General features: G+C 65.5%; 25 protein-coding genes. 12 read left to right on the top strand and 13 right to left on the bottom strand.

Features of this window, described 5'->3' with window-relative positions; genetic code table 11:
- Positions 1–26 precede the first annotated feature (26 nt).
- Genes OK015_RS26880 through OK015_RS26865 form a run of 4 tightly spaced genes read right to left on the bottom strand, consistent with a single transcriptional unit; the run spans position 27 to position 3,046 of the window.
- A complete protein-coding gene (locus OK015_RS26880) occupies positions 27–1,304 on the bottom strand; it encodes an MSMEG_0569 family flavin-dependent oxidoreductase (protein ID WP_268127772.1) in 1,278 nt (425 codons plus the stop codon).
- Complete coding sequence (locus OK015_RS26875) at positions 1,301–1,597, bottom strand: MSMEG_0570 family nitrogen starvation response protein (RefSeq protein WP_268127770.1); 297 nt, start codon at positions 1,595–1,597, stop codon at positions 1,301–1,303. The genes OK015_RS26880 and OK015_RS26875 overlap by 4 nt, the downstream gene beginning before the upstream one ends.
- Positions 1,590–2,489: a carbon-nitrogen hydrolase family protein gene (locus OK015_RS26870; RefSeq protein ID WP_268127769.1), complete on the bottom strand. Its 900-nt coding sequence runs from the start codon at positions 2,487–2,489 to the stop codon at positions 1,590–1,592. Before OK015_RS26870 ends, OK015_RS26875 begins: the two co-directional genes overlap by 8 nt.
- Before the next feature lie 35 nt (positions 2,490–2,524).
- Positions 2,525–3,046 carry an MSMEG_0572/Sll0783 family nitrogen starvation response protein gene (locus OK015_RS26865; protein ID WP_268127768.1) on the bottom strand — a complete coding sequence of 174 codons (522 nt, stop codon included), beginning with the start codon at positions 3,044–3,046 and terminating at the stop codon, positions 2,525–2,527.
- 253 nt (positions 3,047–3,299) lie between these two features.
- Here OK015_RS26865 and purD point away from each other — a divergent pair, with 253 nt between their 5' ends.
- Positions 3,300–4,568: a phosphoribosylamine--glycine ligase gene (purD, locus tag OK015_RS26860; RefSeq protein WP_268127766.1), complete on the top strand. Its 1,269-nt coding sequence runs from the start codon at positions 3,300–3,302 to the stop codon at positions 4,566–4,568.
- On the opposite strand, the gene OK015_RS26855 is transcribed toward purD, so the two are convergent.
- Positions 4,565–6,148 (bottom strand): gamma-glutamyltransferase family protein, encoded by a 1,584-nt coding sequence (locus tag OK015_RS26855; protein ID WP_268127765.1) that lies wholly within the window; start codon positions 6,146–6,148, stop codon positions 4,565–4,567. The genes purD and OK015_RS26855 overlap by 4 nt on opposite strands.
- Positions 6,149–6,223: 75 nt before the next feature.
- Positions 6,224–7,141: an alpha/beta hydrolase-fold protein gene (locus OK015_RS26850; RefSeq protein WP_268133139.1), complete on the bottom strand. Its 918-nt coding sequence runs from the start codon at positions 7,139–7,141 to the stop codon at positions 6,224–6,226.
- Between the two features lie 73 nt (positions 7,142–7,214).
- Between OK015_RS26850 and OK015_RS26845 the strand changes: the two genes are divergently transcribed.
- Positions 7,215–7,832 carry a TetR/AcrR family transcriptional regulator gene (locus OK015_RS26845; RefSeq protein WP_442791168.1) on the top strand — a complete coding sequence of 206 codons (618 nt, stop codon included), beginning with the start codon at positions 7,215–7,217 and terminating at the stop codon, positions 7,830–7,832.
- 4 nt (positions 7,833–7,836) lie between these two features.
- On the opposite strand, the gene OK015_RS26840 is transcribed toward OK015_RS26845, so the two are convergent.
- Positions 7,837–8,583, bottom strand: coding sequence for a DUF429 domain-containing protein (locus tag OK015_RS26840; RefSeq protein WP_268127764.1), 747 nt, complete (start codon positions 8,581–8,583; stop codon positions 7,837–7,839).
- 93 nt (positions 8,584–8,676) lie between these two features.
- Between OK015_RS26840 and purB the strand changes: the two genes are divergently transcribed.
- Positions 8,677–10,095: an adenylosuccinate lyase gene (gene purB / locus OK015_RS26835; RefSeq protein ID WP_268127763.1), complete on the top strand. Its 1,419-nt coding sequence runs from the start codon at positions 8,677–8,679 to the stop codon at positions 10,093–10,095.
- Positions 10,092–11,351: a cytochrome P450 gene (locus OK015_RS26830; RefSeq protein ID WP_268127760.1), complete on the top strand. Its 1,260-nt coding sequence runs from the start codon at positions 10,092–10,094 to the stop codon at positions 11,349–11,351. Before purB ends, OK015_RS26830 begins: the two co-directional genes overlap by 4 nt.
- A gap of 9 nt (positions 11,352–11,360) precedes the next feature.
- On the opposite strand, the gene OK015_RS26825 is transcribed toward OK015_RS26830, so the two are convergent.
- Complete coding sequence (locus OK015_RS26825; RefSeq protein WP_268127757.1) at positions 11,361–11,978, bottom strand: hypothetical protein; 618 nt, start codon at positions 11,976–11,978, stop codon at positions 11,361–11,363.
- A gap of 57 nt (positions 11,979–12,035) precedes the next feature.
- On the opposite strand from OK015_RS26825, the gene OK015_RS26820 reads away from it, so the two are divergent.
- Together OK015_RS26820 and OK015_RS26815 are read left to right on the top strand one after the other, a co-directional pair.
- Complete coding sequence (locus OK015_RS26820) at positions 12,036–12,929, top strand: phosphoribosylaminoimidazolesuccinocarboxamide synthase (protein WP_268127755.1); 894 nt, start codon at positions 12,036–12,038, stop codon at positions 12,927–12,929.
- The gene (locus OK015_RS26815) at positions 12,926–15,076 is read left to right on the top strand and encodes a S9 family peptidase (protein WP_268127753.1); all 2,151 of its coding nucleotides are present in this window, start codon (positions 12,926–12,928) and stop codon (positions 15,074–15,076) included. The genes OK015_RS26820 and OK015_RS26815 overlap by 4 nt, the downstream gene beginning before the upstream one ends.
- Here OK015_RS26815 and OK015_RS26810 read toward each other — a convergent pair.
- Complete coding sequence (locus OK015_RS26810; RefSeq protein ID WP_268127752.1) at positions 15,005–15,451, bottom strand: DoxX family protein; 447 nt, start codon at positions 15,449–15,451, stop codon at positions 15,005–15,007. The genes OK015_RS26815 and OK015_RS26810 overlap by 72 nt on opposite strands.
- Positions 15,452–15,541: 90 nt before the next feature.
- Here OK015_RS26810 and OK015_RS26805 point away from each other — a divergent pair, with 90 nt between their 5' ends.
- Positions 15,542–16,105 carry a TetR/AcrR family transcriptional regulator gene (locus tag OK015_RS26805; protein WP_268127749.1) on the top strand — a complete coding sequence of 188 codons (564 nt, stop codon included), beginning with the start codon at positions 15,542–15,544 and terminating at the stop codon, positions 16,103–16,105.
- 6 nt (positions 16,106–16,111) lie between these two features.
- On the opposite strand, the gene OK015_RS26800 is transcribed toward OK015_RS26805, so the two are convergent.
- Both OK015_RS26800 and OK015_RS26795 read right to left on the bottom strand, forming a co-directional pair.
- A complete protein-coding gene (locus OK015_RS26800) occupies positions 16,112–17,752 on the bottom strand; it encodes a DHA2 family efflux MFS transporter permease subunit (protein WP_268127746.1) in 1,641 nt (546 codons plus the stop codon).
- Between the two features lie 214 nt (positions 17,753–17,966).
- Positions 17,967–19,586 (bottom strand): DHA2 family efflux MFS transporter permease subunit, encoded by a 1,620-nt coding sequence (locus OK015_RS26795; protein WP_268127745.1) that lies wholly within the window; start codon positions 19,584–19,586, stop codon positions 17,967–17,969.
- Positions 19,587–19,819: 233 nt separating this feature from the next.
- On the opposite strand from OK015_RS26795, the gene OK015_RS26790 reads away from it, so the two are divergent.
- A complete protein-coding gene (locus OK015_RS26790) occupies positions 19,820–20,524 on the top strand; it encodes a DUF2334 domain-containing protein (RefSeq protein ID WP_268127744.1) in 705 nt (234 codons plus the stop codon).
- Between the two features lie 48 nt (positions 20,525–20,572).
- Positions 20,573–22,246, top strand: coding sequence for an FAD-binding dehydrogenase (locus OK015_RS26785; RefSeq protein ID WP_268127742.1), 1,674 nt, complete (start codon positions 20,573–20,575; stop codon positions 22,244–22,246).
- 15 nt (positions 22,247–22,261) lie between these two features.
- Here the strand turns inward: OK015_RS26785 and OK015_RS26780 are convergent, their stop codons facing one another.
- Complete coding sequence (locus OK015_RS26780) at positions 22,262–22,900, bottom strand: MBL fold metallo-hydrolase (RefSeq protein WP_268127739.1); 639 nt, start codon at positions 22,898–22,900, stop codon at positions 22,262–22,264.
- 32 nt (positions 22,901–22,932) lie between these two features.
- Here OK015_RS26780 and OK015_RS26775 point away from each other — a divergent pair, with 32 nt between their 5' ends.
- From OK015_RS26775 to purQ, 3 genes are all read left to right on the top strand, one after another.
- Positions 22,933–23,610, top strand: coding sequence for an ATPase (locus OK015_RS26775; RefSeq protein WP_268127738.1), 678 nt, complete (start codon positions 22,933–22,935; stop codon positions 23,608–23,610).
- 64 nt (positions 23,611–23,674) lie between these two features.
- Positions 23,675–23,914 carry a phosphoribosylformylglycinamidine synthase subunit PurS gene (gene purS, locus OK015_RS26770; RefSeq protein ID WP_268127736.1) on the top strand — a complete coding sequence of 80 codons (240 nt, stop codon included), beginning with the start codon at positions 23,675–23,677 and terminating at the stop codon, positions 23,912–23,914.
- Positions 23,911–24,585, top strand: coding sequence for a phosphoribosylformylglycinamidine synthase subunit PurQ (gene purQ, locus OK015_RS26765; RefSeq protein WP_268127735.1), 675 nt, complete (start codon positions 23,911–23,913; stop codon positions 24,583–24,585). The genes purS and purQ overlap by 4 nt, the downstream gene beginning before the upstream one ends.
- On the opposite strand, the gene OK015_RS26760 is transcribed toward purQ, so the two are convergent.
- Positions 24,556–25,500, bottom strand: a complete 945-nt coding sequence (locus OK015_RS26760) for a WS/DGAT domain-containing protein (protein WP_268127734.1) — start codon at positions 25,498–25,500, stop codon at positions 24,556–24,558. The two genes, purQ and OK015_RS26760, sit on opposite strands and share 30 nt — an antisense overlap.
- Positions 25,501–25,671 lie beyond the last annotated feature (171 nt).

The raw sequence follows: 25,671 nt of genomic DNA, 5'->3' as shown, positions 1-25,671 counted from the left end.
TGTTCGTTGTGCGGCGTCTTGCGACGTCACTGACCTACTGCGAGCCGCCGCACGGACTCGTGATAGCTGCTGATGATCGTGACGGCGATGTGCTGGGCATCGCGGTCGATGCCCAGGAACCGGCCCGAGCCCCAGGTATGCATCCAGGGCAGCCCAACGAAACTCAGACCAGGCACGTTTGTAATGCCGCGCGTTTGCATCGGGCGCCCGCCGCCGTCGAATGCGCTGGCTTGGATCCATCGATAGTCGGGGCGGTAGCCGATGGCCCACACGATGCTGGTGACACCCTCTGCCGCCAAATCCAGTGCCGTTGGATCGGACTCGGGACGCCACACCGGCGTGTAACGCGAGGGCGGCGGCGCATCGATGCCTTCGCGGTCGATGTAGCCGTCGATATCCGCGCAGATGGAGTTGTACACCGAGTCGGCCTGGTCGAGTGCTCTGGTCAGCGTGGGTTCGAAGCGCAGGCTCGAATCTTTTCCGTCGCTTAGCAATCCGTAGAGTTTCATTCCCTCGGCGGCGAACTGGCGCAGATCGATGTCACGGCCGCCGTCACGGCCGGTGACATAGTGGTTTGTCTTTTCGATCGCGGCCGTTCCTCCCGGATACTGTTGTGCGGGCTTCTCATAAAGTCCCATGTCGGCCAGCCACGACATGCAGTCGCGCCCCCGATAGAAACGGGCCACCCTGGGTGCGCTCCCCACAGCCAGGTGGACCTGACGCCCGGCCAAGTGCAGATCTTCGGCGATCTGAGCACCAGATTGCCCGGTGCCGACCACCAGGACCGCACCGGCGGGAAGCTGGTCGGTGTTGCGGTACCGCTCAGAGTGAATTTGGGCGATCGTCGGATCCAGTGAGCCCGCGAACGGCGGGACAACCGGCAACGGGTAGCCGCCAGTTGCGATGACGGCATGCTCGCAGGTCAATGTTTGAGCACCGTGCGTGGTTTGCATGGTCAGCTCGAAGCCGCCCTCGGGACGGTTGGTCAGTCGGGTCACTCGCGTGTGCGGGCGCACTGGGGGTGTGAATCTTTCCAGCCAGCCGGCCAACCACCCCACGACCTCGTCGCGAGTCATGAACCCGTCCGGGTCGGGTCCCTCATAGACATACCCGGGCAATTTGCAGTGCCAGTTCGGTGTCACGAGCGTGAAGTTGTCCCAACGGTTGTCGGCCCAGGCGTGGACCGGTGTTTTTGCCTCCAGGACGACGTGCTCGATACCGGCGCGGCTCAGGTACCAGCTCACGGACAGGCCGGCCTGACCCGCGCCGATGATGGCGACAGGGGTGTGCTCTGGCGTTGTCATGATTGCTCCAGTTCGGGACGCATCGCGGTGATCTCGATCAGCGCATCGAGCGGGAATCGGTTGGCGGCGAGGGTGATCCGCTCCCTGGTATCGACGGCAGACGTGCACGCGAATCCGTACTTGGCGCGCACCCGCGCACCGGCATCGGCTAACGCGCGACGCGATCGGTCCAAGAACTCGGCAACGGTGTAGTTGGCGCCGGTCTGCAGGTAGTCGTGCATCACCAGGCTGGGTGAGTAGCAGCATTGAGTGCTGCCGTCGGGCCAGCGCACCTCGAAGGTCATTTCAGGCACGAGCCAGCTCCCGCCATTTCGCCGGCCGCGATGTCTCGGTGTCGGTGAGGGATCCGTAAACGTCGGGCCTGCGGTCGCGCAGGTGGAACATCCCGGCCCGCATGGTGCGGAAGGTCGCATCCAAGTCCACCTCGGCTACAGCCATGCCGCTACCGAGAAGCGTTGTGGCCATGATATTTCCGCCTGGGTCGACAATCTTTGCGTTGCCGACGTAGCGGAGCGACCCGAAGGTGCCACTCTGGTTGGAGGCCATCCAAAACACTTGGTTGTCCAGGGCTCGGGCCATATCGAACAGGTTGAACCGGTAGGTCCAGCGGTCATCCTGGAGGTTCTCGGCGGGCGCGGTCCGCGCGGCCGGCCATGCTGACAGGCTGGCGATGATCTGCGCACCGTCAAGCGCCATGACGCGGGCGGCTTCGGGAAAAGCCTTGTCGTAGCAGATCTGCAGCCCCACCCGACCGACCGGTGTGTCGTAGACGTCGTAGCGAGAGCCGGCGGAGTACGACATGCTCTCTCCGAGTGGTTGATGCACCTTGCGGTAGACGCCGTATACATTGCCGCCGTCGAGCACAGCGGCGGTGTTGTAGCGGGTTTCACCGTCGTCGTCCAGCTCGCAGAAGCCGATCGCCACAACCAGGTGACCGAGCATCTCCTGGACGCGGGCGATTTCAGGTCCGTCAATCCGGATGGCGGGGGGCAACGAGCGATTCGTCGTTCGCACCGTGTCGCCGTGGTCGCCGAGCGAAGGCAGGTATCCGCCGATGGCGGCCTCCGGTAGCGCCATGAAGTCGACGCGTTTCTCCTGGGCTTGTCGCACAAGGGAGGCGATCAGCGCATAGTTCTGTTCGAGGTCACGGGTGAAGTTGGCCGAGACGGCGGCAAGAGTTGTCATCTATGAATCCTGTTGTGTGGCATCTATTCTGGACCTTAGACCATGTATGCGGAATTGATGATGGCGCCTTTGCGGGAGTAGTAGATCAGCGCGTCCTGAACGTCAAGCGGGTGAGCTGGGATAACCCCCTCGATGAGGTCCTCTTCGCGGCCGCCGTGTAAGCCGAGCCCGAAACGGCAGCAGAACACGGTTCCGCCCTCGGCGATGAATGTCGCCAGCGCCTCGTTGATGTTCTGCTGGCCGGGGAAGGCGGCGTCACCGACTTTCGGAAAGCCGCGTGTAGCAAGGCAATTGATGGATCCCGGCCCGTAGAAATAGAGCACGGATTCAAAGCCTTGACGAAGTGCACGAGTAGCCTGCAGCACCGCGACGAACGACGCCGAAGATTCGTGAGCGATGCCATGGATCAAAGTGAAGTAACTCTCCCCGTTCTCAGCCTTGTAGTCGGGGAAGATCTTCGTAGCGCCGTAAACACTCGAGCCCCTGGGCGCCGACGGATGAGGGATCTCTGCCAGTGACGCTTTGATGTTTGCAGCGATGGATTCTTCAAAAGGCATGGAGTACCCCAGATTTCGATTGGTATCAGGTTGGCGACAATGCCACGGTTTCGGCAATTACCGATGTGCCCATTACAGGCGCCGTCCATTACTGAATGGTTATCGACAGACTACGGTCGTGTATTGCATACATCACTTACGTAATATGAACGAAACATATGCGCCTGGCTGCCGGTGGCGATCGCCTAAGCGTGACCCCTGACACACACCTGGCGGTAGGCATACCGTAAGGGCCCGGCTAGTGTGACGTGTCGTGCGCGTCCTGGTGATCGGCTCCGGTGCCCGTGAACATGCCCTGCTGCTGGCTCTGAGTAGAGATCCGCAGGTCACGGGGCTCGCCATTGCCCCCGGCAACGCCGGCACCGCCCGGCTGGCCGAGCAACACGACGTCGACATCACCTCCGGCGAGGGTGTGGTCGCCCTGGCTCGCGAGGTGCGGGCCGATCTGGTCGTCATCGGCCCCGAGGTTCCGTTGGTGCTCGGGGTGGCCGACGCGGTGCGCGCCGCCGGCATCGTCTGCTTCGGGCCCGGCAAGGACGCGGCGCGCATCGAGGGATCGAAAGCATTCGCCAAAGAGGTGATGGCCGCCGCCGGGGTACGGACGGCTTCCAGCGAAATCGTAGACAATCCAGCACATTTGGATGCAGCCCTGGATCGCTTCGGCCCCCCCGCAGGCGACCCGGCATGGGTGGTCAAGGACGACTCCCTGGCGGCCGGCAAAGGTGTGGTGGTGACACCGGACCGCGACGCCGCGCGGGCGCACGCCGCAGGGCTGCTCGAGGCCGGGCATCCGGTGCTGCTGGAGTCATTCCTGGACGGCCCCGAAGTATCCCTGTTCTGCGTCGTCGACGGCGCGACGGTGGTGCCGCTGCTGCCCGCCCAGGACTTCAAGAGGGTCGGTGAAGGCGACTCCGGTCCCAACACCGGCGGGATGGGCGCGTATGCGCCGCTGCCGTGGCTCCCCGGCGACGTATACCGGGAGGTGCTCACCGCGATTGTCGAACCCGTTGCGGCCGAGATGGTTCGGCGTGGCAGCCCGTTCTCTGGCTTGCTCTATGTCGGCCTCGCCATTAGCGAGAAAGGGCCAGCGGTAGTCGAATTCAATTGCCGTTTCGGTGATCCGGAGACCCAGGCCGTGCTGGCCCTGCTGGATTCACCGCTCGGGCAGCTGCTCTACGCCGCCGGAAGCGGTGCGCTGGCGGACTTCGGTGAGTTGCGCTGGCGGGACGGCGCCGCCGTCACGGTGGTGCTGGCCGCCGAAAACTATCCGGGACGGCCGCGGCTCGGTGACGTCGTCCTCGGATCCGAAGCCGACGGTGTGCTGCACGCCGGCACGGCGCGGCGCGGCGACGGCGCGATCGTCTCGTCCGGGGGACGGGTGCTGTCGGTGGTCGGCACCGGCGCCGACCTGTCCGCCGCGCGTGAGCACGCCTACGACATTCTGCGCTCAATTCGCTTGCCGGGCAGTCATTTCCGAGGCGACATCGGATTGTTGGCGCAGGAGGGCAAGATTCACATCTAGAAGGCCACCGCCTGGCCGTCGCGACGCGGATCGCTGGCCGCGAGGTAGCCGTCGTCGAGGCGCCAGATTGCCTGGCAGCTGCCGAATGCGTTGTAGTCGTCCACCGTGAGCAGCTCGTGCCCGCGCTGCCGCAGCCCTTCGAGCGTCGACGGCGGATAACCCGGCTCGCAGCTGACCTGCATGCCCTGCACCCAGCGGAACCGCGGCCCATCGCAGGCCGCCTGCGGGTTTTGGCCATGGTCGGCGATGCGGATCAATACCTGCACGTGGCCCTGGGGTTGCATCGGACCGCCCATCACCCCGAAGCTCATCACCGGCGCCCCGTCCTTGGTGACGAAGCCGGGGATGATCGTCTGGTAGGGCCGCTTATTCGGTCCGACCTGATTCGGATGTCCCTGAGCAACAACGAAGCCCGCTCCGCGGTTTTGCAGTGAGATGCCCGTGCCGGGCACCACCACGCCGGAGCCGAACCCCATGTAATTCGACTGGATCATCGACACCATCACCCCCGTTGCGTCGGCAGCGGTGAGGTAGACGGTGCCTCCTTTCGGGGTTCCCGCCGACGCGGGCTTCGCCCGATCCTCGTCGATCAGCCCGGCCCGCTGCTTCAGATACTCGGTGTTCAACAGGTCCTCGGGGCGCACCGGCATGTGGTCGATGTCGCAGACATAGGCCTGCGCGTCGGCGAAAGCCAGCTTCAGCGCTTCGATCTGCAGGTGCACGCTGGCAGCGGAGTCGACTGGCAGTGCGGACATGTCGAACTGCTGGAGGATCCCGAGCGCGATCAGTGCCACAATGCCCTGACCGTTTGGCGGGATCTCGTGGACGGTGTAGCCGCGGTAGGTTCCGCTGATCGTGCCCACCCAGTCGGCGCGGTGAGCGGCGAGGTCACTGGCCCGCATCGCGCCGCCGTTCGCCGTCGAATGCGCGTCGAGTTGGGCCGCCAGGTCACCGCGATAGAACGCTTCCCCGCTGGTTGCCGCGATCTTTTCGAGCGTGGCCGCGTGCTCCGGGAACCGGAACCGCTCCCCGGGTTTCGGGGCTCGCCCGTCGGGCAGAAACGCTTCGGCGAACCCCGGCTGAGACTTGAACAGCGGCACCTGCGCATCCCATTGCTGCGCAATCGTCGGAGACACCGGAAAGCCGTTGCGGCCGTACGAGATCGCCGGTTCGAAGAGGCGCTCGAACGGGAGTTTGCCGAACTTGGCGTGCAACTCGGCCCAGGCCGACACCGCGCCCGGGACGGTCACCGAATTCCAGCCCAACGCAGGAACACCGTTGCCGCCGAAGTACTCTGGCGTCCACGCCGCCGGTGAACGGCCGGACGCGTTCAGTCCGTGTAACTGCCTGCCGTCCCAGACGATCGCGAAGGCATCCGAGCCGATGCCGTTGGACACGGGCTCCACGATTGTCAGCGTGATGGCGGTGGCGATGGCCGCGTCGGCGGCGCTGCCGCCCTCGGCGAGCATCCGCAGACCCGCTTGGGCGGCGAGCGGCTGCGATGTGGACACCACGTTCGGCCCCAGAATGGGCGTTCGTGGCCAGGCGTAAGGGAAGTTCCAGTCGAACGGTGCACTCACGTCCGCGAGCGTAGCGCCGCGGCGAATACGCGCCCAGTTTTTCGCCGTGGCGCTACGCTCGCGGACGAAGGTGCCTTATGCCGTCAGCAGCGGTGCCATCCACGTCAGCTCGGCCGGGAGCTGCGAGCTCCAGAACGCGGGGTTGTGCCCCCCGGGCGAGAAACCACCCGCGGGCGGGTTGGGCAGCTGAGCGATGAATTGCTTGGTCGCGTCGTAGAACGGATCGCTGTCGCCGCAATCGATCCGGATCGGGATGGAGGCCAGAGCGGGCATTCCGAACACCGAATTGGCAGCGAAGTCGTCGGGACCGTCGAAAGCGCCGGGTGCTGCCGCCCCGGACGACATCCACAGCGCCGGGCTCACCGCGCAGATCGCCGCGGTACGTGCGGGTCCGAGGCGGCCGCCGAGCAGCAATGCTCCATAGCCGCCCATCGACCAGCCCAGGAACGCGACCCGCGAGGTGTCCAGCCGCTGGCCGTCCAGCATCGGAATCAGCTCGTTCAGCACCATCGCACCGGAGTCGTCGCCAGAGGACCGCTTGTGCCAATAGCCGCCGCCGCCGTCGACCGCGACGACGGCGAAGGGCGGTAGCCCCGCATTGACGGCCTGAGCCAGACCCTGCTCGACACCACCGGCCATCACGGTGGCCGCGTCGCTGCCCTTGCCGTGCAGCGCGATCACCGGTCGCAGCGCCTTGGTCTGCCCCGGCGGCCGGGCGATCGCCCAGTTGGTCGATATTCCGCCGCGTGCCGCCGACACGAACGAACCGGTCGTCATCGTCGGCGCCGGGTCTGCCGGCGCAGCCGGCTCCAGCGGTGCGGTGGGCTGCGGCGCCAGTGGAACCTGCGTGCTGGCCCTCGACACCGGCATGCTGCGAGATGTTCTGGCGTGTAACAGGTTGTCGAGCGCAAAAGCGCCCGTCGCACCTACCGCCGCACTGGCACCGAGACTGAGCACGGCGCGACGGCTCAAGTCGGGCATGCGGGCCATCATGCCATGTTGGTTCGGCGGGCCGTTTAGCGGAAATGGCAATGCAGTACCACTTTGACTGGCACGATGGCTACTCGTGACTGCAGCAGTTACTCCGAAAGGGGAACGTCGACGGTATGCGCTGGTGAGCGCTGCCGCCGAGCTGCTGGCCGAGGGCGGGTTCGAAGCGGTGCGGCATCGGGCGGTCGCGCAGCGGGCCGGCCTGCCGCTGGCATCCACCACTTATTACTTCTCGTCCCTGGACGACTTGATCGCGCGTGCGGTCGAACACATCGCGATGATCGAGGTAGCTCAGTTGCGGGCCCGGGTCAACGCGCTGTCACGCCGGCGCCGCGGGCCCGAGACGACCGCCGAGGTACTGGTTGACCTGCTGGTGGGCGATCTGTCCGATCAGACACTCGTGGAGCAGCTGATCTCGCGCTACGAGCGAAATATCGCCTGCACCCGCCTGACCGCGTTGCGCGAAACCATGCGCCGCAGCCTGCGACAGCGTGCCGATGCCGTCGCCGAGGCGATCGACCGATCCGGCCGAGCGGTGCGTATCGAGCTGATCTGCACACTGATCTGCGCGGTTGACGGTTCGGTGGTGTCCGCGCTGGTCGAGGGCCGCGACCCCCGGACCGCGGCAATGGGCACCGTGATCGACATCATCGACGTGCTCGCACCCATCGACGAACGACCGGTGCGCATCTGACCCGTCACTGCCGCGTCAGCTCGGCAGGCAGCGACGGCGTCACGATGTACCCAGTGGCGCAGTCCCCGTAAATCGTGATGCGAGTCGGGCAGCGCTGGGCGTACAGCGCCACGTAGGCGCAGACCACGGCGTCGATCGGGTCTTCGGCGCGACGCAGTTCACTCTTGCGCTGCGCCGTCGTCACCTGGGAGCGCAGTGCAACCCAGTCGTCGTGATCGGCGACGCGCAACGGCACGTCGGTGTCGGCGAGGCGCTCGACGCCGTCCATCAGCAGCAGTAGCTCCGATTTGAGCCGATCGAGGGTACGGCCGGGCTTGGCCTTGTATTTCAGGGTTCGCTCCAGCCGGAACAAGGCAACGGTCGCCGCGTGGGGGTAGACCTCGATCGCGCGGCGCAGCATCGGCGACCGTGGATTCATGTCCAGGCCCAGCGCCTCGGCCAGCCGCGCCCCGCGCGGACCGTTGGCGAACTCGGGTTTGCCGGTGTTGGCGGGATGTGCGCCGGCTTCGAACCTGCGAAAGTCGCGGTTGAGCGCCGTCTCGGCCGGGCGCTGGCCTGTGCGGTTGTTGACTACCAGCGGCGCGTCGAATCCGACGACACAATTCCCGTGCACGTAAGGGCGCAATGCCGTCAGGATTTCGTCGTCGGCGCGGACCGCGCCGGCGCTCACCAGGCAACCGCCGGAATCGACGACGGCGACACCGGTCGGATTGCGGGTACCCCACGCCAGGTCGACACCCGCGAAGTACATCGGCCACATTGTGCCGCGAAACTGTAACTACTGATTTCGCTACTGGCGGAAATGCGTTGCCGGTCGCAGTCTCGCGGTCGATAAGCTGACCAAGTGAGCATTCCGAATGTGCTGGCCGCCCGGTACGCCAGCGCCGAGATGGTCGCGATCTGGTCGCCGGAGGCCAAGGTCGTCGCGGAGCGGCGGCTCTGGCTGGCCGTGTTGCGGGCGCAGACGGAACTGGGTGTTCCGCTACCCCAGGAAGCGATCGCCGACTACGAGCGAGTGCTCGAGGACGTCGACTTGGCTTCGATCGCGGAACGCGAACGGGTGCTGCGGCATGACGTCAAGGCGCGGATCGAGGAATTCAACGCCCTGGCCGGACACGAACACGTGCACAAGGGGATGACCAGTCGCGACCTGACCGAGAACGTCGAACAGCTGCAGATCCGACGGTCGCTGGAACTGGTCTTCTCCCATGGTGTCGCGGTGGTCGCGCGGCTTGCCGAGCGGGCGGTGACGTATCGCGACTTGGTGATGGCCGGACGCAGCCACAACGTCGCCGCGCAGGCCACCACGTTGGGCAAGCGGTTCGCCTCCGCGGCCCAGGAGACGCTGATCGCGTTGACCAGGCTGCGCGAGTTGATGGACCGCTACCCACTGCGCGGCGTCAAGGGCCCGATGGGCACCTCGCAGGACATGCTCGACCTGTTGGACGGGGACACGGCCAAGCTGACCGAACTCGAGCGGCGCGTCGCTGAATTTCTCGGTTTCGCAACAGTTTTGACCAGCGTTGGGCAGGTGTATCCGCGTTCGCTGGACCACGACGTGCTCTCCGCGCTGGTGCAACTGGGTGCCGGCCCGGCGTCGATGGCTCACACCATCCGGCTGATGGCGGGGCACGAACTCGTGACGGAAGGGTTCGCGGAGGGCCAGGTTGGTTCCTCGGCGATGCCGCACAAGATGAACACCCGCAGCTGCGAACGGGTCAACGGGCTGCAGGTGGTGCTGCGCGGCTACGCCTCGATGGCCGCCGAGCTGGCTGGCGCGCAGTGGAACGAGGGCGACGTGTTCTGCTCGGTGGTACGCCGGGTTGCTTTGCCGGACAGCTTCTTTGCCATCGACGGTCAGATCGAGACGTTCTTGACTGTGCTCGACGAGTTCGGCGCCTACCCGGCCGCGATCGAGCGGGAGCTGGACCGCTATCTGCCCTTCCTGGCCACCACCAAGGTGTTGATCGCGGCCGTGCGGGCCGGCATGGGTCGCGAGGCTGCGCATCACGTGATCCGCGAACACGCCGTGGCAACGGCGTTGGCGATGCGCGAACGCGGCGCCGAGCCCGACCTGCTGGATCGGTTGGCCGCTGACGAGCGACTGCCGCTGGACCGTGCGGCGCTGGACGCCGCGCTGGCCGACAAGAAGGCATTCACCGGTGCCGCCGGTGATCAGGTCGATGAGGTTGCCGCGATGGTGGACACGCTGGTGGGCCGCTACCCGGACGCGGCCAAATACGCTCCGGGCGCGATCCTGTGACTCATGCCGCCGCGCTCCCGGGGATCGACTTGACCGATCTGGACAACTTCGCCAACGGTTTTCCGCACGAGTTGTTCGCCGTGCACCGCCGCGAGGCGCCGGTCTATTGGCACGAGCCGACTGATAACACCCCCGACGGGGAGGGCTTTTGGTCTGTCGCTACCTATGCGGAAACCCTTGCGGTGCTCAAGGATCCGGAAACGTACTCATCGGTGACCGGCGGCACACGGCCCTTCGGCGGGACGCTGTTGCAGGACCTGGCCATTGCGGGCCAGGTACTCAACATGATGGACGACCCGAGGCATTCCCAGATTCGGCGACTGGTCAGCTCCGGGCTGACGCCGCGGATGATCGCTCTGGTCGAAGACGACCTGCGGGCGCGGACACGACGGCTGCTGGACGACGTGGTGCCGGGCGAGCCGTTCGACTTCCTCGTCGACATCGCCGCCGAACTGCCGATGCAGATGATCTGCATCTTGCTGGGAGTGCCTGAATCCGAACGACATTGGTTATTCGAGGCCATCGAGCCGCAGTTCGACTTCGGCGGCTCGCGCAAGGCGTCGCTTTCCCAGCTCCCGGCCTCCGAAAGAGACGCTGCGGGCGGCTCGCGGATGTACAGCTACGGCCAGGAGCTGATCGCCTCGAAACGTGCCAACCCGACCGACGACATGTTGTCGGTCGTCACCAACGCCGCCCTCGACGACGTCGACGCGCCGGCCTTGTCGGACCTCGAGCTGTACCTGTTCTTCAGCCTACTGTTCAGTGCCGGCGCGGAGACGACTCGCAACGCCGTTGCGGGCGGCCTGCTGTCGCTGGCCGAGCACCCGGACCAATTACGGGCGCTGCGTGCAGATTTCGGTATGCTGCCGACAGCTGTCGAGGAGATGGTGCGGTGGAGTTCGCCGTCGCCGTCCAAGCGGCGTACCGCCACCCGCGATGTCGTCCTCGGTGGGCAGTCGATCGAAGCCGGCCAGAAGGTGCAGATCTGGGAGGGCTCGGCTAACCGCGATGCCGAAGTGTTCGACCGCGCAGACGAGTTCGACATTGGCCGAAAACCGAATCCGCACTTGGGCTTCGGCCAAGGCGTGCACTACTGCCTGGGAGCCAATCTGGCGCGCCTGGAGCTGCGTGTTCTCTACGAGGAACTGCTGTCTCGCTTCGGCGCCGTACGGGTGGTGCGGCCCGTCGAATGGACGCGAAGCAACCGGCATACCGGCATCCGGCACTTGGTCGTGGAACTACACGCGGCACAGTGACGTTCCGGCTCACCGACGGATCGTGATCCCCGCCGAGCGCAGTTCGAGGGCGGCCAGCGCGCGGATCGTGAAGGGATCCTCGTGACGCCAGCCACCGACCGGATCCGCACTGATGGCCGCTAGTTTCCCCGGCGAACGGTTGCTCAGTGCCCGCAGCGCCAGCAGCTGTTCGCCGGCCGGGGTGGCGGCCAGGGCAGTCACGATCAATTTGCGCCGGAAGAACCGCAGCCGCAGGTAGAGCCATGGCATCGCCGCGACGAGGATCGGGGGAGCGACCACGGCCAATGCGAGCAGCACCGCGAGCCAGCCGGCCGTGGTGTCCAGCTCGTGCAGGGCACCGGCGACGTCGAGCGCGGCCTGGCTAGCCGAGTTGAGCGGCTTGCTGACAGCATCGCCGACGACCGGAATGTGTTGTGCGCCATGACCCGCTGAGGCCAGGTTGCCCGCGATGCTGTGCGTGCCGTCCTCGACTTGACGGCCGGCGTCGGCGATCGTCGAGATGGCGTCGTAGACGGCGGTGCCGACGACCAGCCAGATCCCCGTCCACACGACGATGACGGCATCGCTGAACAGTTGAGCCAGCAACCGGCCAGGCGTGGTGGCGTAGGGCAGAAAGCGCGATCTCATAACCCCGATCCCAGCACAGCTCCCGGCCCGGGGTGGGGTTCCCGATAGGCTGGCCCGATGCGCCCTGCACTGACCGACTACCAGCATTTGGCCAGCGGCAAGGTCCGTGAGCTGTATCGCGTCGACGAAGAGCACCTGTTGCTGGTCGCCAGCGACCGGATCTCGGCGTACGACTTTGTCTTGGACAGCACGATCCCGGACAAAGGCCGCATCCTGACCGCGATGAGCGTCTTCTTCTTCGGCCTCGTCGATGCCCCCAACCACCTGGCCGGCCCGCCCGATGACCCACGTATCCCCGACGAGGTGCTGGGCCGCGCGTTGGTGGTGCGCCAGCTGGAGATGGTCCCGGTGGAATGTGTGGCCCGCGGATATCTGACCGGCTCGGGGTTGCTGGACTATCAGGCCACCGGCAAGGTCTGCGGCATCACGCTGCCGCCGGGCCTGGTCGAGGCCAGCAAGTTCACCCAGCCGCTGTTCACCCCGGCGACCAAAGCCGCATTGGGAGACCACGACGAGAACATCGCCTTCAGCCGGGTCATCGAGCTGGTGGGAGCGATACGCGCCAACCAGCTGCGCGACCGCACCCTGCAGATCTATGTCCAGGCCGCCGATCATGCCTTGACGAGGGGAATCATCATCGCCGACACCAAGTTCGAATTCGGCACCGACCGCGACGGCAACCTGCTGCTGGCCGACGAAATCTTCACCCCGGACTCCTCGCGGTACTGGCCGGCCGAGGATTACCGCGCCGGGGTGGTTCAGACCAGTTTCGACAAGCAGTTTGTCCGCAATTGGCTCACCAGCCCCGAGTCGGGCTGGGACCGTCACGGCTCGCAACCCCCGCCGCCGCTGCCTGCTGACATCATCAGTGCCACTCGTGACCGTTACATCAATGCCTACGAACGGATTTCCGGCTTGAGTTTCCACGACTGGATCGGCCCGGCGGCATGACGGACTCCGGTACCGCCCCTGTCGCGAAGCGGGTGGAGACCACGCGCGAGCACCACGGCGATGTGTTCGTCGATCCTTACGAGTGGCTGCGCGAAAAGTCGAATCCCGAAGTCATTGCTTACCTCGAGGCCGAGAACGACTACGTCGACCGGTCGCTCGCCCACCTGGAGCCGCTGCGGCAAAAGATTTTCGACGAGATCAAGGCACGCACCAAGGAAACCGATCTGTCGGTGCCGACCAGGCAGGGTGATTGGTGGTACTACTCACGAACTTTCGAGGGAAAGCAGTATCGCGTCCAGTGTCGTTGCCCGGTCGCAGATCCCGACGACTGGGACCCGCCGGCTCTGGACGAGAACACCGAAATACCGGGCGAGCAGATTCTGCTCGATTCGAATGAAGAGGCCGACGGGCACGACTTCTTTGCCCTGGGCGCCGCCCTGGTCAGCTTGGATGCCAATCTGCTCGCTTACTCCGTCGACATCATCGGCGACGAACGGTACACGCTGCGGTTCAAGGACTTACGCACCGGCGAGAAGTACACCGACGAAATCGCCGACATCGCGGGTGGAGTGACGTGGGCGGCCGACAACCGCACCGTGTACTACCTGACCCTGGACGACGCCCACCGTCCGGACAAGGTATGGCGGTATCGGCTCGGTTCTTCGGAGCCGTCGGAATTGGTGTATCACGAAGCCGACGAACGGTTTTGGGTCGGTGCGGGCCTGAGCAGAAGTGAGGCGTACGTCTTTATCGCCTCGGGCTCGTCCATCACCTCCGAGGTTCGCTACGCCGACGCCGCGAACCCACAAGCCGAGTTCACCGTTGTGCTGCCTCGCCGTGAAGGTGTCGAGTACTCGGTGGAGCACGCGGTGGTCGGGGGACAGGATCGCTTCCTGATCCTGCACAACGACGGCGCGGTGAATTTCACTCTCACCGAAGCGCCGGTCAGCGATCCCGCGCAGCAACGCACCCTGATTCCACACCGCGACGACGTCCGGCTCGAAGCTGTGGACGCATTTGCCGGTCATCTGGTGATCAGCTACCGGCGTGCAGCATTGCCACGAATTCAGTTGTGGCCCATCGGCTCCGACGCTGACTACGGAGAGCCCGAGGAGATCGCCTTCGATTCGGAGTTGATGTCGTCGGGCCTGGGGGCCAACCCGAACTGGCGTTCGCCCAAGCTGCGGGTCAGGGCGGGGTCCCTCGTCACGCCGCTGCGGGTGTACGACATCGACCTGGGCACCGGAGAGCGCACTTTGTTGCGTGAACAACCCGTGCTCGGTGACTATCGTCCAACCGATTACGTCGAGCGGCGCGACTGGGCGCCCGCCGCCGACGGCACCCGAATCCCGGTGTCGATCGTGCATCGGGCCGGCCTCGAATTTCCGGCGCCGACGCTCATCTACGGCTACGGTGCCTACGAGATATGCACGGATCCGGCATTTTCCATTGCGCGGTTATCGTTGCTGGACCGCGGCATGGTGTTCGTCATCGCTCATGTCCGCGGCGGCGGAGAAATGGGCCGGTTGTGGTACGAGCACGGCAAACTACTGGAGAAGAAAAACACCTTTACCGACTTCGTCGCGGCGGCACAGCATTTGGTGGACTCGGGGGTGACGCGCCCGCGAGAGCTCGTGGCGTTGGGCGGCAGCGCAGGCGGGCTGCTGATGGGTGCGGTGGCCAACCTGGCTCCGGATCTGTTCGCGGGAATTCTTGCTCAGGTCCCGTTCGTCGACCCGCTGACCACCATCCTGGATCCCTCGCTGCCGTTGACCGTCACCGAGTGGGACGAATGGGGAAACCCCTTGAGCGACAGCGAAGTCTACGCATACATGAAGTCGTACTCGCCCTACGAGAACGTCGAGACCAAGACGTATCCCGCGATCCTGGCGATGACGTCGTTGAACGACACCAGGGTGTACTACGTGGAGCCGGCCAAGTGGGTGGCCGCACTACGGCACGCTAACGTCGACGGGAACCCGGTGCTGCTCAAGACGGAGATGGCGGCGGGCCACGGCGGCGTCAGTGGTCGCTACCGGGGATGGCAGGAAACCGCATTCCAATATGCCTGGCTGCTAGCCGCTGCCGACGGCAACCGTTACGGCGGCGGCCAGGAAAGCGATCTCGGTGACGGTCCGCAGGGGTAGCCGCGTGGTCATCGACTTGGGCGGATCGGGCATCCGCGCCGCGTAGACGTTGGCCGGGAACATGGCCAGCATCAGCACCAGCAGGCACACGGCCGCGGCCAGCCGGGTGGCGGGAAGTAGCAGCCCCGCGGCGCCCAGGAGTTCCAGCACACCGGTGACGGTGACGAGCAGGCCCGGCGCGGGCAGCCGGGGCGGGACGATCGCGATGAGGTCGCGACGCAGCGGCGGCGCGAAGTGCGCGATGCCGGTCAGGGCGAACATGGCGGCCAGTCCGATGGCCAACGCCTCGGTCCAGCTGGTGAGGTAGCCGACGCCGAGCCAGCCGGCGACCCGGGCGATGACGGTGCCCAACAGCAGAGTGATCAGTGGAGCCATCCCATTTCCAATCTAGGCAGTGACAAGATAGATGTCTCAAAGCTAGCTCGTATCTAGTCACTGTCAAGTTAGCCCGCTATGCTTGCTGCCATGGGCCGTCCGAACTACCACCACGGTGATCTGCGCGCGGTGATCCTGGGCGAAGCCGCGCGCCTGGTGGCCGAACGCGGCGCGGACCAGGTGTCCTTGCGCCAGCTGGCCCGAGGCGCGGGTGTGTCCCACGCCGCGCCTGCCCACCACTTCGTCGATCGTCGCGGCCTGTTCACCGCACTGGCCGCACAGGGCTTTGAGCTGCTGGCGCGGGCGCTGAAGGGCGCTCGCGGCCACTTCGCCGACGCGGCCCTGGCCTATGTGCGGTTCGCCCTCGAACATCCCGGCCACTATCAGGTGATGTTCAACAGGTCGTTGCTGGACGCTGCGGACACCGCGCTGGCCGCCGCGCAAGCCGCGGCCGGCGCCGAGCTGGCGCGCGGCGTGGCGACGCTGCGCGATGCCAACGCGCAAGCCGACCCCGAGGGCGCGCAGTTGGCGGCATGGTCACTGGTGCATGGGTTTTCGACGCTGTGGCTCAACGACGCGGTCAACGCTCAGGTCAAATCGGTCGACCCGATGCTAACCGTGACGCGGATCGCGACAATGCTTTTCGAGGGGTAAACCGGGTCAGTCAGCCGGCGCGGCGGCGGGCTCCGGATCTACCTCCGGCTCCGGCCGCTTCATCGGAAGAAATGCTGCCGGGACGATCGTCAGCACCAGCAAGGCGACGGCGACCACGAACACCGCCGTGTAGGCGTGTGACAGGCCGAGCGACACGCTGTTCGCGAAGTCGGGGCCAAGGTCTTTCCATGCGGAGGCCGAGGCCTCCACCGGCAGACGTTGCCCAGTGGCCTCCTGCTGCGCTGCGACCAGCCTGTTCGCCGCGACCAGGGTCTCGTTGTGATTGAACAACTGGGTCAGGATCACGCCCAACAGCGCTGCCCCGATCGATCCACTCACCTGCTGGTTCACGGTCACCAGCGTGGTGCCGCGCGCGACCTGATGCGGGGCCAGCGCCTGCAGCACCGCCGCAGACAGCGGCGTCGTCGTGCAGCCGACGCCCAGGCCCATGACCGCAAGTCCGATCAACAGCGTCGGGTTGAAGGGCGCCTGCGTGGCGACTCCGTAGGTGAAGATGCCCAGACCTGCCGCCATCACCGGCAGGCCGATCATCACGATCTTGCCGGGTCCGTGTTTGTCCATGAATATCCCGGCGAGCGGCATCGTGATGACCGCACCGAGACCGACCGGCACCAGAAGCAAGCCGGACTGCATCGGCGTCTTGTGCATGACGAGTTGGAAATAGCTCGGCACCAGCAGGCCGAGGCCGACGAAGGGGGCGCCGAACACCAGCAGGGCCATATTGGCCTGGGCTACCACGCGATTCTGGAAAAGTCGCAGGTCGATGAGCGGGTGTTCGGTGCGAAAGGAGTGGAAGACGAATGCGCTGACCAACAGCAGCCCGGTGAGGGTCGGTGCCCACACGCGGTAATCGCTTATCGTGCCGGCCGCCGGGATGTACGACACCCCGCAGAGGAAAAGCGTGACGCCGGGGGGCAGCAGCAGCACGCTGACGATGTCGAGGGCTTCCGCCGGGGCGGGGCGGTCTTTGGGAAAGGTGACTGCCGCCAGGATGAGCGAGATCAGCCCGATCGGCAGATTGATCAGGAAGATCCACTCCCAGCCGTAGGAGCCCACCAGCCAGCCGCCCAGGACTGGCCCACCGATCGGACCGAGCAGGATCGGAATTCCCCCGATCGCCATCAGTCGGCCAACCCGATGCGGTCCTGCCTCATGCGCCAGGATCACGAAGCTCAGCGGCATCAACATTCCGCCGCCGATACCTTGTATCACCCGAAATATGATGAGCAGCATGATGTTTGGTGAAATCGCGCAGAGTAGCGAGCCCACCATGAAGAACAGAACCGACCCGATGAAGAGCCGCTTGGTACCGAACCTGTCGGCCGCCCACCCGGTTATCGGGATCACGGTTGCAAACGCGAGCATGTAGCCGGCGACCGTCCAGGAGACGACGGCTTGGGTGGTCTTGAACTGGGTGACGAAGGTGCCCTGGGCGACCGCGACGACGTTGCTGTCCAGCACTGCCATCACGGCGGCCAGCCCGCACACGAAGACGACGCGCAGCAGCTTGGCGTCGACCTTGTCGGGATACTCACGATCGCCCGCGGCTGCGCGCCTGGTGGAAATGAGGGGGACCGCGACTTTGGGAGCTGCGGGGCGCGCTCCTTCCACGGCGTCGCTGAGCATGCATCCGAGCATATCGAGACGGTTGCGCGATTTGGTCGCTTTGCCGGTATTCACGAGCTGTAAGGGGAGCCTGAGCGGCTGCAATATGTCCTTGCCACTTGCGTAGCCGTCATTTTCTAGACACCTGCGAACGGGAAATCTACGCGTGCCGAATCAACGCGCAAGATCATTTCTACGAAACCGCGTGCAGCCGGCATCGGCGCTGCTCAAATGATTATTCGGCGGCTGTTTGGCTGGCGGGTCTTTTCGGCAGAAATGACGCCGGGATGATCGTAAATGCCACCAATACCGCTGCGACCACGAATACAGATGTATAGGCGTGCGAAAGGTCGTGCAGCAGATTAGCGGAAAAATCGGGGGCGAGTGACTGGTGTGGTATTTGTGACGGATCAACCGGAACGCCGCTGATTGCGGCCTGCTGCTGTAACGCGGCAAGTTTGTTCGCCGCGGCGATGTCTTGGCTCCGGTCGAATTGGTCGGTCAGGATCATCGCCATCAGCGCGGTTCCCATCGAGCCGCCCACCTGATGGCTGACGCTCATCAGCGTGGTGCCGCGGGCAATCTGGTGCGGTGCCAACGCCTGCACCGATGCCACCGAGAGCGGCATCATCGTGCAGCCCATCCCCAGGCCCATGACCGCCAGCGCGATCAGCAGCGTGGGCAGATACTCGGCGTGCCTGGCGACACCGAACGCGAACGTGCCCAGGCCGGCGATGATCAGTGCGATACCGCCCAGCACGAACTTGCCCGGTCCCTGTCTGTCCACGAGCGGACCCGCCAGTCGCATGGTGAGCATGGCGCCGAGTCCCTGCGGGATCAGGTGCACCCCGGCTTGCATCGGCGTCTGGTGCAGCACCTGCTGGAAATAACTGGGCAGCAGCAGGCCGGCGCCGAAGAAGGCGCCGGCGAACAGCAGCATCGTCACATTGGCCCGGGTGAGAACCGGGTTCTGAAACAAATGCAGGTCGATGAGCGGGTGATCGGCGCGGCGCAACGCGTGCACGACGAACGCCGCGATCAAGGCCAGGCCGACGGCCGCGGGTATCAAGACGCGACGATCGGCGATCGTTCCGCAACGCGGGATCGAGGACACCGCGAACAAAAACGTCGCCAACCCGGGCGAGAGCAGCAGCCCGCCAACCACGTCGAACGTTTCCGACCGCGCGGGGTGATCTCGCGGGAACACGATCCCCGCGAGGACGAAGGTGACCAACCCGATCGGCAAGTTGATCAGGAAGATCCACTTCCAACTGGATGTGTCGATCAGCCAACCGCCCAGGATTGGCCCGGCGATCGGGGCAAGCAGCATCGGGATGCTCAGAATAGACATCAGCCGACCGAGGCGTCCGGGGCCCGCTTCGCGCGTCATGATCATGAATCCCAGCGGCATCAACATGCCGCCGCTGATGCCCTGCACTACGCGAAATACGATGAGCTGCAAGATCGTTGACGCCAACGCGCATAGCAACGAACCCAGTACGAACGCCACTACCGAGCCCATGAAGAGCCGTTTGGTGCCGAACCGGTCGGCTGCCCAACCGGTCAGGGGGATCACGGTCGCTAATCCGAGGGTGTAGCCGGTCATTGTCCACGCGACGATGGCCTGGGTGGACCCGAATTCGGAGATGAAGGTGCGTTGCGCGACCGTGACGACGGTGACATCCAGGATCGCCATGATCGTGGCCAGCAGACACACGCCGGAAATCCGCAACAGCGGGGCATCCAGTTTGTCGGGGTAAACACGTTCCTCGGCACTCGACAGCCCGGCGGCGGTGCTGGGCAGCGGGGCGTCGCCCGCTGCGGAACGGGCCTTCTCCATGGCGTTGCTTAGCATATCGAACCGATTTCGCATCCAGACGCTGGTTGGCGTGTCCCACCCAGGGCGTGGCGGCACGGCCGTCCTCCCGGCGGTGCGCCGAGCCCGCACCACGGTCCGGCAAGTGGCCCAACTCCGTTGCGCGAACGCCGCATCGGAGCGGAGAGTGACATCTGGCGTACGCGTTGATATATGCCTGGCGTCTGCGTGTCCTTCACCATCCCGAAACCTGCGCTCGTCAAAATGCGGTTGTGTCTGGAAAACTGATCGTCTCCGTCTCAGGGATAGGCGAGCGCACCCTGGACGACGTCGAGGCGTTCTGCGCGCAAATGGATTCCCGCAAGGTGCCGGTTTCGTTGCTGGTGGCTCCGCGTCTGTCCGGCGACTACCGGCTTGACCACGATCCACGCACGGTCGAGTGGCTGACTGCCCGGCGCGCCGGCGGCGACGCCATCGTGCTGCACGGCTACGACGACGCTGCCACCAAGAAGCGGCGTGGCGAGTTCGCCATCCTGCGGGCCCACGAGGCCAACCTTCGGCTGATGGCCGCCGACCGGGTGCTCGAACATCTCGGGCTGCGCACCCGGCTCTTCGCCGCACCGGGTTGGACCGTCTCGCCAGGCGTCGTTAAGGCCTTGCCCGGCAACGGATTTCGACTGCTAGCTGATTTGCACGGGATTACCGACCTGGTCCGTCACACCACCGTTCGCAGCCGGGTACTCGGCATCGGCGAGGGATTCCTTACCGAACCGTGGTGGTGCCGCATGGTGGTGCTGTCCTCCGAACGGATCGCTCGTCGCGGTGGGATCGTGCGGGTGGCGGTCGCGGCTCGCCAGTTGCGTAAGCCGGGGCCGTTGCAGACGATGCTGGATGCCGTCGACCTCGCCTCGATGCACGGGTGCACGCCAACGGTCTACCGGTGGCGACCCGACAGAGCCATTCTGGACGCGGCCTGACCAAGCCATCTGATTAATCGCTTGGTCCGGGCACTACCCTGGTCCGACATGAGCGATTCTTCGGCGGGCTTCGCCGCTGACGCGATTATTGTCGGGGCGGGACTGTCCGGTCTGGTGGCCGCCTGTGAATTGGTGGACCGCGGGCTGCGGGTGCTCATTCTCGATCAGGAGAACAGCGCCAACGTCGGTGGTCAGGCCTTCTGGTCGTTCGGCGGTCTGTTCTTCGTCGACAGCCCCGAGCAGCGTCGTCTGGGTATCCGGGACAGCCACGAACTGGCGTTACAGGACTGGTTGGGCACGGCTGCTTTCGATCGCGAAGAGGACTACTGGCCGCGGAAGTGGGCGCACGCCTATGTGGATTTTGCGGCCGGCGAGAAGCGCAGCTGGCTGCGCGAGCGGGGTCTGAAAATCTTTCCGTTGGTGGGCTGGGCCGAACGCGGCGGATACAACGCGCAGGGGCACGGCAACTCGGTTCCCCGGTTCCACATCACCTGGGGCACCGGTCCCGCCCTGGTCGACATCTTCGCGCGTCAGCTGCTGGATCGGTCGAGTGTTCGCTTCGCCCATCGTCACCAAGTCGATGAGTTGATCCTGGAGGGCGGGGCAGGCGGCGCGGTTACCGGCGTTCGGGGCACCGTACTGGAGCCGTCGACCGTAGCGCGAGGTGTGCCTTCCTCGCGAAAGGCCGTGGGGGCATTCGAATTTCGTGCATCCGCAGTCATCGTGACCAGCGGTGGGATCGGCGGCAACCACGATCTGGTCCGCAAGAACTGGCCACAGCGGATGGGCCGGGTGCCCGAGCAGATGCTGAGCGGGGTGCCGGCCCACGTGGACGGCAGGATGATCGGCATCTCCGCGCAGGCCGGGGCCCGCGTGATCAATCCCGATCGGATGTGGCATTACACCGAGGGCATCACCAACTACGACCCGATCTGGCCGCTGCACGGTATCCGGATCATCCCAGGCCCGTCGTCGCTATGGCTGGACGCGGCCGGGAACCGGTTGCCGGTTCCGCTGTATCCCGGGTTCGACACGCTCGGCACGTTGGAATACATCACTAAATCCGGGTACGACTACACCTGGTTTATCTTGAACACCAAGATCATTGAGAAGGAATTCGCCCTTTCTGGGCAGGAGCAGAACCCCGACCTGACCGGTCAGAGCGTCCGCGAGCTGCTGCGTAACCGGGCCAGCTCCGGCCCGCCCGGACCCGTCCGGGCATTCATCGATCGCGGCGTGGACTTCGTCAGCGCAGATTCGTTGCGCGAGTTGATAACCGGGATGAACAAGCTACCCGATGTGGTCCCGCTGGACTACGCGACGGTGGAGTCCGAGGTCACCGCCCGCGATCGCGAGGTGGTCAACAAGTTCAGCAAAGACGGCCAGATCACCGCGATCCGCGGCGCCCGCGGATATCTCGGTGACCGGCTGGGTCGGGTGGTGCCGCCGCACCGGCTGACCGATCCGAAGGCCGGACCGTTGATCGCGGTCAAACTGCACATTCTAACCCGAAAGACGTTGGGCGGCATCGAGACTGACTTGGATGGGCGGGTTCTCAAGGACGGCGGCACCCCGCTTACCGGACTGTATGCTGCCGGCGAAGTGGCCGGGTTCGGCGGTGGCGGCATGCACGGTTACCGGGCCTTGGAGGGCACGTTCCTGGGCGGATGCATTTTCTCCGGCCGGGCCGCCGGTCGCGGCGCCGCCGGCGACATCACCTAGTGCGGGTGGTACGCCCTAGAAGGTGACGGCGCTTTCCTCGGGCAATACCTGGAAGTCCGTACTGGTCATCTCGGTGAGCCGGCCGTAGTAGATACCCCTCGCCTCGGGTGCGACGACGCCTTGGTGGATGGGTACCGCCCGTGCCGGGGACACCGCGCGCAGGTAGTCGACGGCCTCGGAGATCCTCATCCACGGCGCCGCCGCCGGCGTCGCCAATACATCCACCGGCTCGTCGGGCACGAACAACGCGTCACCGGGGTGCATCAACCGGGCGCGGTGCTCGCCGTCGCCCACCAGATACGAAAGGTTCTCTATCACAGGGATTTCCGGGTGAATTACCGCGTGCTTCCCGCCGAGCGCCCGAATCGTCAGTTCACCGATCGTCAGCTCGTCGCCGGCGTGAACCGTCTGGAAGGGTGCGTCGAGCTGTGCCGCGGTTTGTGAGTCGGTGTAGAGCGCGGCATCGGGGTTGGCCTCGATCAGCGCGGGCAGTCGCGCCGGGTCGACATGATCTGGGTGCTGGTGGGTGATCAGGATGGCGGTCAGCCCGGTGATTCCTTCGAAACCATGCGCGAAGGTACCGGGATCAAAGAGCACGCTAGTGTTATCGAACTCGGCAAGTAGGCAGGAATGGCCGAAATGCGTCAGTTGCATGCCTACGATTGTGCCCTGACGGGGGTGGTCGTGTGCGGGTAGTTGTCGCGACGATACTGGTCGCCGGTGGCCTGGTCGCCGCTCTTGTCTTCGTGGTTCCCGCACCCGCCGAACCGGAGACCTGTCCGCCTGTCTGCGACCAGATCCCCGCCACCGCCTGGATGCAGCAGCGCGCCGTGCCGCTGAACACGACGTACAACTGGCCGGCGCTGGCAGGTTCGGCCGGGCAAGTCACGGGGGCCGGGGCGGGGCCGCGCTTCCGGTTCGAGGAGTTGTGCGGCGCGCAACCGCTGGCGCAGGATCCACGCGCTTCGGCGGTGGCGGCTCGCGCGACGGTGGTCCACCCGGACGGCCAATGGCAGCTGCAGGCCCAGATCCTGCACTGGCGCGGCGACACGGCCCGCGGCGGGGCGATCGCCTCATCGGTGTTCGGCAATGCCGTCGCGGTGCTGCGGGGTTGCCAGCTGGGTGCGCCGCTGCAATCGCCGTCGATTACCACTGACGAACCGAACCGGTTGGCCGGGGTGATCAGCGGGCCGGTGATCATGCACATCTACCTGGTCGCACACGTCGCGAGCAGCACGATCAGCGAGCTGACGCTGTGGTCTTCGGCGCCGCCTCAGGTGCCCTGGCCCTCGATGGCAGACAACCAAGTGCTGGATTCGATGACGGCGCCGCTGTGCGAGGCCTATATCGCCTCCTGCCCGTGAGCCGCGCTGGGCACCGGCCGCCGGTAGAGTTGGCGCCGATCGAAATGCGACAGGAGGAACGCCAGTGGCGCGGGTGATCGTTAACGTGATGCCCAAAGCGGAGATTCTCGACCCGCAGGGTCAGGCGATTGTCGGCGCACTGGGCCGACTCGGACATCCCGGAATCTCAGATGTCCGCCAGGGCAAGAGGTTTGAGCTCGAAGTCGACGACAGCGTCGACGATTCCGTGCTTGCCGAGATCGCCGAATCGCTGTTGGCCAACACCGTGATCGAAGACTGGACGATCAGCCGGGAAGTGCTGTGACTGCGCGGATCGGCGTGATCACCTTTCCCGGGACTCTTGACGACGTGGACGCTGCCCGCGCGGTGCGCCGCGTCGGCGCGGAGGCGGTGAGCCTGTGGCACGCCGACGCCGACCTCAAGGCGGTCGACGCGGTCGTGGTGCCGGGCGGGTTCTCCTACGGCGACTATCTGCGCGCCGGCGCGATCGCCCGATTCGCCCCCGTGATGTCCGAGGTGGTGTACGCGGCGGGTCGCGGCATGCCGGTGTTGGGGATTTGCAACGGTTTTCAGGTGCTCTGCGAGACCAGGCTGCTGCCCGGCGTTCTAACCCGGAACGCGGGTCTGCACTTCATCTGCCGCGACGTGTGGCTTCGGGTGGCGTCGAACTCGACGGCGTGGACGTCGCGCTTCGAGCCCGACGCCGACCTGCTGGTTCCACTGAAGTCGGGCGAGGGCCGCTATGTGGCGCCGGAGAATGTGCTCGACGAACTCGAGGGCGAGGGGCGCGTGGTGTTTCGATACCACGACAACGTCAACGGCTCGCTGCGCGGCATCGCGGGTATCAGCTCGGCCAACGGCCGCGTCGTCGGGCTGATGCCACACCCCGAGCACGCGATCGAAGCGTTGACGGGCCCCTCCGACGACGGGTTGGGCTTGTTCTATTCAGCGCTGGACGCCGTTCTCGCCGCCTGAATTCCGCGCGGAAATGCCTGCGGCGCTGCGTAGTTCAGCGAACGCGTCGGTCATCGCGTCGGTCGCTTCATGCGGGTCTTTGAACGTCCGGTCGTCGGTCAGCACCGCGATCCCGAGCCCGTCGGCGTAACTCCATACGGTGATATTGACCGGTGCGCCCGGTGAGAGGACCCCGGTGGAGTAGATCTCGGTCACGGTGGCGCCGCCGAAATGTCCGCGCTCGCGCGGTCCTATCACGCTGGAGACCGCCACGTTCATCAGCTTGTTCGGCACGTCGTAGCGGCCCAGCCAGCGGAACACGGTCGGGGCGAATGCCGTCGGCAGATAGGCCATCAGCCGCCCGTAGAGTTCCGGGCCCATGATTTCGTGGTCTTCTTTGGCGATCCGGGTCGCGAGCGAAACCAGTCGTGCCCGTTCGGCGGGATCGGCGACGTGGACCGGCAGCGAAATCATCAGGCCGCTGATCTCGTTGCCGGTGACGCGATCGGGCTTGTCGGTGGCGGTGGGCACCGACGCGATGATGGGGCGGCCGGCCCGGCCGTCGTAGCTCAACAACAGCGTGCGCAATCCGCCGGTGGCTATGGCCAGCACCATGTCATTGACGGTGATGTCCAGCGCCTTGGCCGTCACTTTGACCTCGGCCAAGGGCAGGGTCGCGCTGGCGAACCGCCGCTGCGGGGACACCACGTGGTTGAGGAAGCTCGACGGTGCGTCGAAAGCGTCGGCCAGATCCGGGTTATCCCCGCGCTCTTTGGCGCGGCGCCGCACCCGGCTCACTCCCACCGCAGCGTCTTTGACCAGCCCGGGCAGCTCGACGATTTGCCGGACATGGTCTCTCGCGGCGGCGCGCAGGAGTTCAGCTTTCGGCGTCTCGCTGTAGAGCAACATGGCGTCCATGCCATTGAGTCGTTTCACACGCCACCTCGCCCCGTCGACGCGACTTGACAGCAACTATGCCGTAGTGGTTCGGAGTTTGCTACGGGCCGGCGCCCGCAATTCGTTCCGGGTGATCTCTTCGCCGCCCGGCGGGCTCCAGCTGCGATAGGAGACATCGCCTCTTTCGTACGAGGAGACACGTCATTGTGG

It is taken from the genome of Mycobacterium sp. Aquia_216 (assembly GCF_026723865.1).
Lineage (GTDB): Bacteria > Actinomycetota > Actinomycetes > Mycobacteriales > Mycobacteriaceae > Mycobacterium.
This window is presented reverse-complemented; position numbering and strand designations above follow the sequence as displayed.

Excerpts from the sequence above, each read along its gene's own strand:
- OK015_RS26880 (WP_268127772.1), bottom strand. The coding sequence starts at position 1,304 with ATGACAACGCCAGAGCACACCCCTGTCGCCATCATCGGCGCGGGTCAG.
- OK015_RS26870 (WP_268127769.1), bottom strand. The coding sequence starts at position 2,489 with ATGACAACTCTTGCCGCCGTCTCGGCCAACTTCACCCGTGACCTCGAA.
- OK015_RS26865 (WP_268127768.1), bottom strand. The coding sequence starts at position 3,046 with ATGCCTTTTGAAGAATCCATCGCTGCAAACATCAAAGCGTCACTGGCA.
- OK015_RS26850 (WP_268133139.1), bottom strand. The coding sequence starts at position 7,141 with ATGATGGCCCGCATGCCCGACTTGAGCCGTCGCGCCGTGCTCAGTCTC.
- OK015_RS26840 (WP_268127764.1), bottom strand. The coding sequence starts at position 8,583 with ATGTACTTCGCGGGTGTCGACCTGGCGTGGGGTACCCGCAATCCGACC.
- OK015_RS26825 (WP_268127757.1), bottom strand. The coding sequence starts at position 11,978 with ATGAGATCGCGCTTTCTGCCCTACGCCACCACGCCTGGCCGGTTGCTG.
- OK015_RS26820 (WP_268127755.1), top strand. The coding sequence starts at position 12,036 with ATGCGCCCTGCACTGACCGACTACCAGCATTTGGCCAGCGGCAAGGTC.
- OK015_RS26815 (WP_268127753.1), top strand. The coding sequence starts at position 12,926 with ATGACGGACTCCGGTACCGCCCCTGTCGCGAAGCGGGTGGAGACCACG.
- OK015_RS26810 (WP_268127752.1), bottom strand. The coding sequence starts at position 15,451 with ATGGCTCCACTGATCACTCTGCTGTTGGGCACCGTCATCGCCCGGGTC.
- OK015_RS26805 (WP_268127749.1), top strand. The coding sequence starts at position 15,542 with ATGGGCCGTCCGAACTACCACCACGGTGATCTGCGCGCGGTGATCCTG.
- OK015_RS26800 (WP_268127746.1), bottom strand. The coding sequence starts at position 17,752 with ATGCTCAGCGACGCCGTGGAAGGAGCGCGCCCCGCAGCTCCCAAAGTC.
- OK015_RS26795 (WP_268127745.1), bottom strand. The coding sequence starts at position 19,586 with ATGCTAAGCAACGCCATGGAGAAGGCCCGTTCCGCAGCGGGCGACGCC.
- OK015_RS26785 (WP_268127742.1), top strand. The coding sequence starts at position 20,573 with ATGAGCGATTCTTCGGCGGGCTTCGCCGCTGACGCGATTATTGTCGGG.
- OK015_RS26780 (WP_268127739.1), bottom strand. The coding sequence starts at position 22,900 with ATGCAACTGACGCATTTCGGCCATTCCTGCCTACTTGCCGAGTTCGAT.